This window comes from Yoonia sp. (genome assembly GCF_046498525.1).
Taxonomy (GTDB): domain Bacteria; phylum Pseudomonadota; class Alphaproteobacteria; order Rhodobacterales; family Rhodobacteraceae; genus Yoonia.
Genome location: NZ_JAWOAN010000117.1, coordinates 1 through 12,232 on the forward strand (window position 1 = coordinate 1; position 12,232 = coordinate 12,232).

Consider the following 12,232-nt stretch of genomic DNA (forward strand, 5'->3'; position numbering starts at 1 on the left):
CTGCTGGACGAACGTGGCAACCGTCAGCACGCCTATAGTCAGTATCTCCGCCTCGCTGAACAATACCCTGACGATCTGGATGCGCGCGTCGCGCTGGCCCAGATCGCTTTTGCCGCCACCAACTGGGAAGAACTGGAACGCCATGGAGCACAAGCGGCAGAACTCGCACCCGATGACCCGCGCGTTGTCCCACTCAGCACCGCACGTGCGTATCGCGCCGCCGTGCTGGCAAATGATGTCACCGCCCGGCGCGATGCAGCGGACGCCGCCCGAACCCTTCTGACAGACCAACCTGACAACATGGTCCTGCGCAGCGTCGTGATCGATGATCTTCTGCGCGGCGGCGACCTGCGCGGCGCGATGACCGAGATCGACCTGATGCTGCAGCGCGCGCCCGACAATATCCTGTATCACCAGCAGCGGCTGAACATCCTGGCTGAACTTGGCGATATGGACGGTCTGGAACAACAGTTGCGCGTGATGATCACGCAATTTCCAGATGACACTGTGCACAAGGCCACGCTGTTGCGGTTTTATCTGGCGCGCGACGAACTGGACGCAGCCGAAACATTTCTGCGCGATCTGGTTGCGGATGCTCCTGCTGACGATCCCACCGCCAAGGGGGATCTGATCAGGTTTCTGGCCGAATACCGCACCATCGCCGCAGCAAAGGAAGAAATCAGCGCCACCGTCGCCACGGTCGCCGATCCGCTGCCGTTCCTGATCATTGATGCAGGTCTAGATTTCGCAAGAGGCGCGGGCAGCGCAGCAATCGCCACGCTGGAAACCGCGATTGACGCCCACGCCACGTCACCCCAGGTGCAGACCGCGCGGGTGACATTGGCGCGGATGCTTGTGGCCACAGGCAACGAAGTGGGCGCACGGGCGCGGATCGAACAGGTGCTAGCCGAGGATGCGACAAACGCCGAGGCGCTGAAACTGCGTGCGGGCTGGCTGACCGCGGACGACCGGACCGAAGAGGCCATCGCGGCCCTGCGTACCGCCCTGGACAGCAGCCCCGACGATGCGCAAGCGATGACACTGATGGCCGATGCCTATATTCGCAGCGGTCGGCCGCAACTGGCGCGCGATTTCCGCGCACTCGCGGTCGATGCATCGGGCAATGCGCCTGCAGAATCTATCCGCTATGCGCAGATGCTGATCAATGACGAAAGCTATCTGCCCGCCGAGGATATCCTGATCTCATCCCTACGGCTAAATGCCGAAAACCCCGATCTGTTGCTTGCTCTGGGGCGGCTTTATCTGGAAATGGAGGATTTCCCGCGTACCCAGCAGGTCGTCGCCACGCTGCGCCGGCTGGAAACCACCGCCGCTGACGCCGCCGCCAACGGCATCGAAGCAGAGCGGATCAACCGCCAAAGTGGCCGGGACGACGCCTTGGCATATCTTGAGGAACTGGCAAACCGGTCCGATGCCGATCAGACCGCTCGCATCGCACTTGTCCGCGCCCGGATCAGCAGCGGCGATATCGAAGGTGCGCTGGCGCAGGCCTTGGATATGACCGCGGCAAACCCTGAAAATGACGATCTGCGCTTCATGGCGGCCACCACACAGGCGCTGGCGGGCGATCTTGAGGCCGCAGAGGCCACATTCCGCGCGCTGCTTGCGACCGATCCGGGCCGCACGCCGGTCTGGCTGGAACTTAGTCAACTGGCACAGCGCAAGGGCGACCGCGATGCGGCCAAGGCGGTGATCGACGAAGCTTTGGCGCAGTTGCCGGATGTACCATCATTGCTGTGGGCAAAGGCATCGTTTCTGGAAGAGGACGGCGATATCGACGGCGCCATCGCGATCTACGAAGACCTTTATGCGCAGAATTCCGGCGCGCTGGTGATCGCCAACAACCTGGCCAGCCTGCTGTCAACCTACCGCGACGACGCCGAAAGCCTGGAACGTGCCTGGACCGTCGCGCGACGGTTCAGCGACACCAGCTTTGCCCCCGTCCAGGACACCTATGGCTGGATTCTGCACCGGCGCGGCGACAGTGCCGGTGCACTGCCCTATCTGGAATCCGCCGCCGCTGGCCTGCCCGATGATCCGCTGGCACAATACCATCTGGGCCAGACCTATGCCGCGCTTGACCGCCCCGCTGATGCGCTGGCGCAGTTCCAGCGCGCGGTCACACTTGCCGGGCCCGGCGACACCCGCCCGCAGATAGCGACCGCACGCCAGCAAATCCAGACCCTGCTGGATGCGGCCCAGAATGACACCGCAGAAGGCGCAACCGAGTGATGCGAACCGTGCCAATTCTGTCCCGATTTACAAACAGATCGAATTTCCCCCTTTTCGCGGGGCCATTTCAAGGGCAAAACTTGGGTAAGCCTTCAAAACGTCAACAAAGTATAAAGGCGGGACACATATGATGATCTTCAAACGCTTCGCAGCTGCACTTGTTATGATCCTGATTGCGGGCATGGCACTTGCACAATCGCAATATCAGGTGCGCCCCGGTGACACGCTGGTAATCGAGGTGCTGGAAGACACTTCGCTTAACCGCGCAACTGTGGTGCTGCCCGACGGGCGTATCAGCTTTCCCTTTGCCGGCACGATCCCTGTTGCCGGGCGCTCCGTGAGCGAGATTCAGGCCATGATCGCCGAGGGGATTGCGGTGAATTTCGCCAACCGGCCCAATGTCTTTGTCTCGGTCCAGCCGGGCCAGCGGGCAGCATCCACCGGACCAGCTACCATTGACGTCTATTTCATGGGCGAAGTGAACGCCCCCGGAGCCAAGCCTTTGCCGCGCGGCACCACGGTGTTGCAGGCACTGGCGCAAAGCGGCGGGCTGACGCGTTTTGCCGCCGACAAACGCATCCAGTTGCGCCGGACCAACCCAACCACCGGCCAACAGTCGATCACGGAAATCGACTACCGCGCCCTGTCGGATGGGGCGGTGATGAATGATTTCACGCTGGTCGATGGCGACGTGATATTGGTACCCGAACGCCGATTGTTCGAATAACCGATGCGCAAAAGATGCCAATATCTTATCGCGGGCCTTGTCAGTTTCGTGGCTATGGGAACTGCACAAGCGCAGGATGCAGGCGCACAGGTCGGGCTGAGCCTCACGCCGGGGCTATCCTACGAAGACGAAGACTCGCGTGCTCGACTTGGTTTTGGTGCGACCTTCGATAGCAACACCCGCAGACAGCAGTTTTCGGCAGGTTTTGATGGAGCGTTTGAAAGCGGCTATGATGACATCACAGACAGTCTGCGCGCACCGCGGCTGACATTATCCTACGGTATTGAAAGTCGTGCCACTGCAGTAAATGCATCGCTCAGCTACCGGCGCGACAAGATCAGCGCGTTGGTCGTCGATGACGATCTGAGCAGTGATCTTCTGGTTATCGGCACCGGCCAGCGCGCCGACCTTGACACACGCGCCAGCCTGACATTCGGACGCGATGCGCCCTTTGGCGGCACTTTCGATCTGGGTTACCGTGAACGCAGCTATCTGGACACAGTCGATCCCACATTGCTGGATGAAAACACCGCCAGCGCAGGTTTGTCGCTACGGTTTGTCATCGACCGCCGACTGACGGCCACCCTATCCGCGCAGGGATCTGAAACCGATGTCGATGCCCCCGGCACCGACCTGCAACGCGTGTCGGCGAACGCGGGGCTGAATATGGCCGTGAACGCGGCACTGACCGCATCGCTGATCCTTGGCCGCACACGGATCACCGAGACCGGCCTTCTTGGCACCGATACCACGGAAGGGGGCTCCGCCACCCTGTCCGCCACCCAAGATATGCCCGATGGCGCCGTATCGGGCCGCATCAGCAGTGATGTGACAACGGCCGGGCGGCTGACCACACTGCGGATTGACCGCAGCCTCGATCTGCCGCGCGGGACCCTGAACTTTGGTGCAGGGCTTGGCCAGCTCGACAGCGATGATCTTCAAACGCTGGCGCGCATGTCGTGGAGCGACGAAAGCCCCCGCGCGCAATATGGTGTGACTGTGGACCGCGCACTTGCGGTAGACCGTGATGGCGATAGCGCGATCAACAGTCAGATCAGCCTGTCATGGCAGCAAGAGTTGGATCAGATTTCAAGTTTCGGTGCGGGGCTGTCGCTGCGCGATACCGATCGTCTGGACCCCGGGCGGGCCGATAGCCGACAAACCAACCTGTCGCTGACCTACCGCCGCGACCTGACGCAAGACTGGGGCTTGCGCACCAGCTATACCCACCGCTGGAGTTCCGAGACGGGGGCCGCCGATACCGACGACTACACCGTCTTTCTGGGGTTTGAGCGGGGCTTTCAGTGGCGCCCCTGACACGACAGGGAAACGCGGTTCTATGGGGGCTGATCGCCTTATGCGTCGGGATCGAACTGGCGCTGATCCTGTCAGATCAGGGGATCATCGGACCAGACCGGCTGCGGCGGCTGGCTTATGATTATGGCGGTTTCTGGCCCGGGTTGCTGGGGGACTGGCGCGCGAACTATCCCGCCCAACCTTGGGTGATGTTCATCACCTACGGGTTCTTGCACAGCGGACCGGCGCATCTGGCCGTCAATATGATCACCCTGTGGTCGCTCGGTCGGGGCGTGCTGGCGCGCGTCGGCGCACGCGGCTTCGTGCTTCTATATCTCGCAACAATACTCGGAGGCGCGGCCGGGTTCGCGCTATTGGCGCCGGGGTTGCGGCCTATGGTCGGGGCATCAGGGGCGCTGTTCGGCTTGATCGGAGGACTGCTTGCCTGGGCCTATGTGGACCGTTTCACCTATAACGAAGGCCTATGGCCCATCGGGCGGGCAGTGCTGTTCCTGATCGGGCTGAACCTTGTGCTGTGGTGGGCCATGGGCGGGCAACTGGCTTGGCAGACGCATCTGGGCGGGTTTGTCACAGGGTGGATTGCTGCGCTCTTGATTGATCCGCGGGCGGTGGAAGCGGAACAGGATTAGAAACGAAACTCCATCAGCAGGCTAGACAAAAAACAGGGGCCATTTGGCCCCTGTTTGCAATCGTTTTTGGGTAGTAAGCCTCAGGCGGCTTTCGCGGCCTGCTTACGACGACGCAGGGCCAGCGCACCAAAACCTGTCAGAAGCAGCAAGCCACCAGCGGGCAGTGGCACAACACCAACAGCGCTCGCACCGTCCAAAGCGAAGCTGTCGTTGAGCTTGGAACTACGGATCGTCACAGTAGCCGCACTTACTCGTCCATCAAAGTCGACGACGATCAACTTTTGCTGCGCATTACTCAGGTTTTCCAATGTAGCAACGCCGCCATCACCATCAGTAATAGTAACTACTGTATCGCCAATATCGGCCGCATCCATCAGCGCAAAGACTAAGCGGCTGAAGTCTGCTCCGACCGCAACATCCCACCTGATACCGTACGTATCATTAGCATTCAGAGACCAATCACCATTGGTTGGTACTGTATTATCCTGACCATTCTTCTCATCATCGAACAAGGAAAGCTGCGTGCAGGTAGACGTACCACTTGCCTGGCATGTCGTACCACTTCCTACGCCGTCAAGAGCACCGAATGTACCTACGTTGGTCACTAGCGGGCCACCCAATATGCCTGCTGACACCGTTGAGTTATCTGTGCCATCCAAATTTTCAAAATCTTGTATAATGGAACTACCAGCAGTCGCAGTATTGAACGCTGTGATATTGAACTCTGATACTGTAATTGTTCCGGCTTGCGCCGCACTTCCCAGTGCAAAGCAGGCTGCCGCTGCTGTCATTAAAATTTTATTCATGTCTAATACCCCTTATACCTTTTCTACGGGCTTTTTTTGCCCAACTAACATATAGTGGTCATATCACAAATCGAACCGTCCTGTTAACGGTTTATTCATGCAAATCAGGAAAAGTGTCGGCTTTATGGCGGAATTGTGGCGACTACTGCGGCCAAACATGGAATTGTTTCCCCTATAGGCACAATAAACAGGCATCACAGCGGATAAACACACAGAATGCCCGGGTCGCGATGTCCTGTGGAAGGTGATTCTCGGTTTGCTGCCCCGGTTATCCGTTTGGCAACCCCACCAAGATACGATTTTACGACGCAGGACAGTTGGACAGTGACCCCGACCAAACCATATCGGGCATCACGACAAGCGCCTCACCCGGATGAGTGGCGATGCTCCGGAGATTCTCGTTCGGACGCGTCGCAATAATAAAGCCGCCAAGCACTTGCCGCTAAGGCTCACCGCCCACCTTGGCCACCGCCATCTGTGACGACAGACAAGCTATGCTGTTACGCGAACGCCCGCTCGACACGCCATCAATGCCGGACATAACACGCGTGCAACCGGCTATTAACGACTTGGCAATACCCATTTTGATAGACTGTGCCAGCAACCTGCAAACAGGAAACCGACCATGCCAAGGTTCATACGCGTCATGCCTGAAAAATGCCATAATGACATCCCAACATGATCTCGGAAGCAAAGCGGGGGCGGCGTTTCTAGCGGAAGGTTCCAAGCTGATGCAGCATCAAAGTGCAAAACTGGTCGATCCATGATCATCATAGCGTTCCTCTTGGGTGGTATCATGGGCATTTTCGGCGCGATCATCACAGTACTGTTCACCGATCAGGGCTGGGCTATGGCCGTTGTCGTCTATTTCGTCGCCGGGTATGGGGTACCGTTGGCTATCCTGGCTGCTACCAGCGTGTCAAAACCCGAGCAGACTGATTTACCCCAAGCGGATATGATCCGCCGCTGATATTCTCGAAACGTACGGCTGCGCTATTGGATTGGTACGCCGACACCCTTGCCATGGCTTTGGGTTCTGCTTCATACATCGCATATATTCCACGCCATGAATTGACAGTGTATTGACCCAGATTACCGTCACATCCCTGCCCGACGTGCTGATCCTGACGCCCCGTCGTTTCGGCGATGAACGCGGTTGGTTTTCCGAGACATGGAACCGGCAAGCATTGGCGCAGGCAGGCTGTAATCTGCCCGAATTCGTACAGGACAACCATTCGTTTTCCGCCCAGCCCGGCACGCTGCGCGGGTTGCACTACCAGCGCCCTCCTCATGCGCAGGCCAAGCTGGTGCGCTGTTCGCGCGGAGCGATCCTGGATGTGGCGGTGGATATCCGGGCCGGTTCGCCCCGCTATGGCCAATGGGTCGGGGTGGAACTATCTGCGGACAACGGCCAGCAATTGTTCGTGCCGGCAGGGTTCCTGCACGGTTTCATCACCCGCACACCCGACTGCGAGGTGCAGTATAAATGTTCCGACACTTATGTCCCCGAGTGCGATGGTGCCGTGCGGTGGGACAGTCTTGGGATCGACTGGGGTGTGACCGCACCGACCCTGTCTGACAAGGATGCCACCGCCCCTGTCTTTGCGGATTTCACCACGCCCTTTACCTATGACGGATGAACGGATGAAACTTTTGATCACCGGTGGCGCTGGGTTTATCGGCTCTGCTGTGGTGCGGCTGGCGGTGGCGCGCGGACACCACGTCGTCAACCTTGATGCACTGACCTATGCGGCCTGTCTTGATAACGTGGCATCAGTGGCGGACAGCCCGCTTTACAGTTTTGAACAAGCCGATATCCGCGACCGTGCGGCACTGGACCGGATTTTCAGCGAACACCAACCCGACGCTGTGATGCATCTGGCCGCGGAATCCCATGTGGACCGGTCTATTGACGGACCCGGCACGTTTATCGACACCAATATCACCGGCACCTATACATTGCTTGAGGCCGCGCGCGCCTATTGGCAGGCGCGCGGCAAACCGCAGGATTTCCGCTTTCACCATATCTCTACCGACGAGGTGTTCGGCAGCCTTGGTCCCACGGGCCTGTTCACGGAAACCACCGCCTATGATCCACACAGCCCCTATTCCGCGTCCAAGGCGGCCAGCGACCATCTGGTGCGCGCCTGGCATGAAACTTACGGGCTGCCCGTGGTCATGACCAATTGTTCCAACAATTACGGCCCTTATCACTTCCCCGAAAAGCTGGTGCCGGTGGTGATTTTGAACGCATTGGCGGGCCAGCCGATCCCGGTTTACGGGCAGGGCGAGAATATCCGCGACTGGCTTTATGTCGAAGATCACGCCGATGCCCTGCTGTTGGTGCTGCAAGAAGGCGCTACTGGCCGCAGCTATAACATCGGCGGCGAAAACGAGGCGCGCAATATTGATCTGGTGCAGACGATCTGCGCTATTCTTGATCGGCTGCGTCCCGCAGATGCCCCCTATGCGAGCCTGATCACCCATGTCGCCGACCGGCCCGGCCATGATGCGCGCTATGCCATTGACCCTGCCCGCATCCGCGATGAACTGGGCTGGCGGCCCTCGGTCACGCTGGAACAAGGGTTGGAACGCACTGTCGCATGGTATCTGGACAACGAAGACTGGTGGCGTGCGCTGCAATCGCGTGACGGGGTTGGCGCGCGGCTGGGGGTCAAGGCGTGAGTATACTGGTCTTTGGCCAGACAGGGCAGGTCGCCCGCGCCTTGCGCGATCAGGCCGCTGTCACCGCATTGGGCCGTGATGCGGCGGATCTGCGCGATCCGGCCGCCTGTGCGCAGGCCATCGCGGATCATGCGCCCGCCGTGGTGATCAATGCCGCCGCCTATACCGCCGTTGACTGGGCCGAGGAGGACACCGACACCGCGATGCAGGTGAATGCCGCCGCCCCCACTGCCATGGCGCAGGCCTGTGCCGACCGGGGCATCCCGTTTGTGCATATCTCGACCGATTATGTCTTCAACGGGCAGGGCACCGCGCGTTGGCGCCCCGATGACCCGACCGATCCGCAAAACGCCTACGGCCGCAGCAAACTGATGGGCGAAGAGGGCGTGCGTGCAGCAGGCGGGCAGTTTGCGATCCTGCGCACGTCGTGGGTATTTTCGGGCCATGGCGCGAATTTCGTCAATACTATGCTGCGCCTGTCGGAAACCCGCGATGCGCTCAACGTGGTCGATGACCAGATCGGCGGGCCGACGCCAGCGGCGGATATCGCGGCCACCCTGCTCGTCATGGCGCGCGCGCTGCAAGACGGCGCACAGGGCGGCGTTTACCATTATGCAGGCCAGCCCGACACCAGTTGGGCGGATTTCGCGTGCGAAATATTCGCGCAAACGGACAAGGCAGTGACGGTCACCGGCATCCCGACCAGCGCCTACCGCACACCTGCCGCGCGGCCACTCAATTCACGGCTGGACTGTGACACTACGCAGCGGGATTTCGCGGTAAAACCCTGCGACTGGCGCAAAGGACTGGCCGCCGTTCTGGCCGCAAAGAGGGACCACATATGACCAAACGCAAAGGGATCATTCTGGCAGGCGGGTCGGGCACGCGGCTTTATCCGATCACCATGGGCGTGTCGAAACAGCTCTTGCCGATCTATGACAAACCGATGATCTATTATCCGTTGTCGGTGCTGATGCTGGCCGGACTGGACGAGATCGCCATTATCACCACGCCGCAGGATCAGGCGCAGTTTCAGCGTATTCTGGGTGATGGCAGCCAATGGGGCCTGCAGTTGACATGGATCATGCAACCCAACCCTGACGGTCTGGCACAGGCCTATCTGCTGGCGGCGAATTTTCTGGCGGGAGCACCCTCGCTGATGGTGCTCGGGGATAATCTGTTTTTCGGCCACGGCCTGCCGGAATTGCTGGCGCGCGCGGATGCACAAACCACGGGCGGCACGGTCTTCGGCTACCGTGTGGCGGATCCCGAACGCTATGGCGTGGTGGATTTCGACGCAAACGGGGCGGTGCGCGCCGTCGTGGAAAAACCCCAAGTGCCGCCATCGCATTACGCGGTTACCGGCCTTTATTGCCTTGATGGCACAGCGCCCGATAAGGCTGCGCAGGTCACCCCGTCAGCAAGGGGAGAGCTGGAAATCACAACGCTGCTGGAAATGTATCTGGCCGAAGGCACGCTGACGGTGGAAACCATGGGCCGTGGCTATGCATGGCTGGACACGGGCACCCACGAAAGCCTGCTGGACGCGGGCAATTTCGTGCGCACGCTGGAGGCACGACAAGGCCTGCAAATGGGTAGCCCCGACGAGATCGCCTTTCTTCAGGGCCGGATCGACGCGGCGCAACTGATCGCACGGGCAGATATGTTCGGGAAGAATGCTTACGGAGATTATTTGCGGGGGTTGGTTTAGGCGGCAGCGCGTCGCTCTCAGATCGCGGACATAAAAAAGACCGCCAGTGGCGGTCTTTTGTTTTATCTTAAACTGTCGGCGTATCTAGTTTAGGCCGTCTGCGCCTTGCTCTTGCGGCGTGAGGCGATGCCAAGACCGCCAAGACCCATCAGCAACAGCCAGCCCGCTGCAGGGAGGGGAATAGGGGACAAGTCATCTGTGCCCAATAAAGTAATATTTGACAGATCTGGGTTATTATCATTTCCAGTAACTATGTCACTCATACTCCATGTACCGGAAGTGTAATCCGTGTCCATCAAATAGACGGCATTATCATTTGAACCTTTAAGGGCAAAAGCATATACACCATCACCCCATGTATAGCCATCATTCAACGTCCAGGTGCCAGATCTATAGCCGTCGGTCACGGTAAAAGTAAAACTGAACAGTCTGCCCGTTTGCGTGGAAGGGAGACTTTGGTCTTGGTCGATGTTGAAGCCGTCAAGCTCGTCCCAGCCAGTATACCCAAAAGCACCTTCAGTTGTGAAGATGTCAGTATTTGAGTACTCGTCCATAACGCTCCCGGTAACATTGCCACCAGGACCGCCCGATACTGGCGCAATACAACTTGTAGATTCGGTGAAATTTAGTGTGTTACAATTTATCTCAATAGTCGTCGCGCCGGCCGCCTGCGCACTCAACATCATCGCTGTGGCGAATGCCGCCGTCGCGCCTATTGTTTTCATTTTACTAATCATCAGTTTTCTCCGTCACTTGTAAATGCGTCTACTGATACGCTTGAAGTTCTCAAAACTGCTCGCGTCGCGGGACGAAAATAACACCCGCAATCAAGTCTGCCTCAATCATGACACATTTGAGGCTCTGACACAAAGAACATCGTAAAATCTGAATAAATACACCCTAAAAGTGTGTTTAACACTACTTCAATCTTCTTTAACCATATTTTTACACGGTTATAGGGACGCAACAAGCAAAGAGTCATCATCAAACGGCGTCTACCGCAAAACGGACTGATTCGTTTGCCCTGCCCTTTTGCCATTGGTGATCTGCCCGGATCAGCAAGCCATAGACGGCACCGAAGGTTGCGTTCCGCCCCCTCGAAAGTGGGTGAATGTAGTGCGAACGGAAACAGTGTATGCTCCCATTCTTATTCTGTTCATATCACCGGGACGCTAGGCAAGTTTGCGTTGCAGAAAGTGGCGTTTGCGCATTAAGACCTATTATCGCCGCCAAGATTGTGGCATGATTGCGGCTGTAAGTGTAATTTCATGAGCGAGTGATCCGATGTCTGTTTTTCCATCAAGAATTTCCCTCTTTTCCGGGGCGGTAGCCCTGTCGCTGCTGGCCAGCACAGCAACGGCCGGGACGATCAGTCTTACTTATGCGGGACCCAGTGTCAGCGAGAGTAACGGCAATTCGTTGCAAACCGTATATATCGACGAGCCCACGGAGTTTAACCGCGAGGTCTATGCCTTCGGCTTCAACATGACCGGTCCCGCCGATACCTCGCTTGCAAGCTTTCTCGCGTGGTGTCTTGATCTGGGCAGCGCGTTGGCACCGAAGAATGTGCCAGCAACTTATAGTGAAACCGATATACCCTTCAGCAACAGTCTGACGATCGACACATCTCTTGTGCAAAAGGTTTTTGACGCGAACTTTGGTGGGGTCACCGTATCAGACGGCTTGCAAGCAGCAGGCTTTCAAGTGGCCCTGTGGGAAGCTATTTATGAGAAAAATGTTGATGCTGAGGGTAAAAAAGTTTGGGATGCAGGCGACGGCGTGTTCGCAGTTTCGGAAAACGCTGATGTGATAGAACAGGCCAACACGTATCTAGGACTCGCAGCTGGCTACACTGATGACCAAAAATATCGCCTGACCTTTCTGGAAAGCGCTAGTGACGCCGAAGGCAAAAGCGCGCATCAGAACCTAGTGACCGTATCACCCGTACCACTGCCTGCCGCGGGCTTCCTGCTGTTGGCAGCCCTTGGTGGTCTGGGCTTTGCCGCCCGGCGGCGCAAAGCCGTCTGATACACGCACAAACAAAAACGCGGGCTGTAACCAGCCTGCGTGTCGCTTTATTTAACATAATAGTCATTGTGAGTTT

At 58.2% G+C, this 12,232-nt stretch carries 12 protein-coding genes; 10 read left to right on the forward strand and 2 right to left on the reverse strand.

Annotated elements, in window-relative coordinates:
• The 4 genes from R6T97_RS08130 to R6T97_RS08145 all read left to right on the forward strand — a co-directional run.
• Positions 1-2,253: tetratricopeptide repeat protein (locus tag R6T97_RS08130; RefSeq protein WP_410348785.1), on the forward strand; the 2,253-nt coding region annotated here is incomplete at its 5' end.
• A 127-nt stretch (positions 2,254-2,380) separates the two neighbouring features.
• Positions 2,381-2,980 (forward strand): polysaccharide biosynthesis/export family protein, encoded by a 600-nt coding sequence (locus R6T97_RS08135; RefSeq protein ID WP_410348786.1) that lies wholly within the window; start codon positions 2,381-2,383, stop codon positions 2,978-2,980.
• A gap of 3 nt (positions 2,981-2,983) precedes the next feature.
• Entirely contained in the window at positions 2,984-4,297 is a 1,314-nt protein-coding gene (locus R6T97_RS08140) for a hypothetical protein (RefSeq protein ID WP_410348787.1), read from the forward strand.
• Positions 4,285-4,926 (forward strand): rhomboid family intramembrane serine protease, encoded by a 642-nt coding sequence (locus R6T97_RS08145; RefSeq protein ID WP_410348788.1) that lies wholly within the window; start codon positions 4,285-4,287, stop codon positions 4,924-4,926. Before R6T97_RS08140 ends, R6T97_RS08145 begins: the two co-directional genes overlap by 13 nt.
• 80 nt (positions 4,927-5,006) lie before the next feature.
• Here R6T97_RS08145 and R6T97_RS08150 read toward each other — a convergent pair whose 3' ends face one another.
• Positions 5,007-5,732, reverse strand: a complete 726-nt coding sequence (locus R6T97_RS08150) for a VPLPA-CTERM sorting domain-containing protein (protein ID WP_410348789.1) — start codon at positions 5,730-5,732, stop codon at positions 5,007-5,009.
• A gap of 763 nt (positions 5,733-6,495) precedes the next feature.
• Here R6T97_RS08150 and R6T97_RS08155 point away from each other — a divergent pair.
• The 5 genes from R6T97_RS08155 to rfbA all read left to right on the forward strand — a co-directional run bounded on the left by R6T97_RS08155 (position 6,496) and on the right by rfbA (position 10,128).
• The gene (locus R6T97_RS08155) at positions 6,496-6,702 is read left to right on the forward strand and encodes a hypothetical protein (RefSeq protein WP_410348790.1); all 207 of its coding nucleotides are present in this window, start codon (positions 6,496-6,498) and stop codon (positions 6,700-6,702) included.
• 112 nt (positions 6,703-6,814) lie between these two features.
• A complete protein-coding gene (gene rfbC, locus R6T97_RS08160; RefSeq protein WP_410348791.1) occupies positions 6,815-7,372 on the forward strand; it encodes a dTDP-4-dehydrorhamnose 3,5-epimerase in 558 nt (185 codons plus the stop codon).
• Between the two features lie 4 nt (positions 7,373-7,376).
• Positions 7,377-8,417 carry a dTDP-glucose 4,6-dehydratase gene (gene rfbB, locus R6T97_RS08165; protein WP_410348792.1) on the forward strand — a complete coding sequence of 347 codons (1,041 nt, stop codon included), beginning with the start codon at positions 7,377-7,379 and terminating at the stop codon, positions 8,415-8,417.
• Positions 8,414-9,262, forward strand: a complete 849-nt coding sequence (gene rfbD, locus R6T97_RS08170; RefSeq protein ID WP_410348793.1) for a dTDP-4-dehydrorhamnose reductase — start codon at positions 8,414-8,416, stop codon at positions 9,260-9,262. The genes rfbB and rfbD overlap by 4 nt, the downstream gene beginning before the upstream one ends.
• Complete coding sequence (gene rfbA / locus R6T97_RS08175) at positions 9,259-10,128, forward strand: glucose-1-phosphate thymidylyltransferase RfbA (protein ID WP_410348794.1); 870 nt, start codon at positions 9,259-9,261, stop codon at positions 10,126-10,128. Before rfbD ends, rfbA begins: the two co-directional genes overlap by 4 nt.
• Positions 10,129-10,217: 89 nt before the next feature.
• On the opposite strand, the gene R6T97_RS08180 is transcribed toward rfbA, so the two are convergent.
• A complete protein-coding gene (locus R6T97_RS08180) occupies positions 10,218-10,865 on the reverse strand; it encodes a VPLPA-CTERM sorting domain-containing protein (protein ID WP_410348795.1) in 648 nt (215 codons plus the stop codon).
• 547 nt (positions 10,866-11,412) lie between these two features.
• On the opposite strand from R6T97_RS08180, the gene R6T97_RS08185 reads away from it, so the two are divergent.
• A complete protein-coding gene (locus R6T97_RS08185; protein ID WP_410348796.1) occupies positions 11,413-12,156 on the forward strand; it encodes a VPLPA-CTERM sorting domain-containing protein in 744 nt (247 codons plus the stop codon).
• The last annotated feature ends 76 nt before the right edge of the window (positions 12,157-12,232 follow it).

Excerpts from the sequence above, each read along its gene's own strand:
- R6T97_RS08150 (WP_410348789.1), bottom strand. The coding sequence starts at position 5,732 with ATGAATAAAATTTTAATGACAGCAGCGGCAGCCTGCTTTGCACTGGGA.
- R6T97_RS08140 (WP_410348787.1), top strand. The coding sequence starts at position 2,984 with ATGCGCAAAAGATGCCAATATCTTATCGCGGGCCTTGTCAGTTTCGTG.
- rfbA (WP_410348794.1), top strand. The coding sequence starts at position 9,259 with ATGACCAAACGCAAAGGGATCATTCTGGCAGGCGGGTCGGGCACGCGG.
- R6T97_RS08185 (WP_410348796.1), top strand. The coding sequence starts at position 11,413 with ATGTCTGTTTTTCCATCAAGAATTTCCCTCTTTTCCGGGGCGGTAGCC.
- rfbB (WP_410348792.1), top strand. The coding sequence starts at position 7,377 with ATGAAACTTTTGATCACCGGTGGCGCTGGGTTTATCGGCTCTGCTGTG.
- R6T97_RS08135 (WP_410348786.1), top strand. The coding sequence starts at position 2,381 with ATGATGATCTTCAAACGCTTCGCAGCTGCACTTGTTATGATCCTGATT.
- R6T97_RS08155 (WP_410348790.1), top strand. The coding sequence starts at position 6,496 with ATGATCATCATAGCGTTCCTCTTGGGTGGTATCATGGGCATTTTCGGC.
- R6T97_RS08180 (WP_410348795.1), bottom strand. The coding sequence starts at position 10,865 with ATGATTAGTAAAATGAAAACAATAGGCGCGACGGCGGCATTCGCCACA.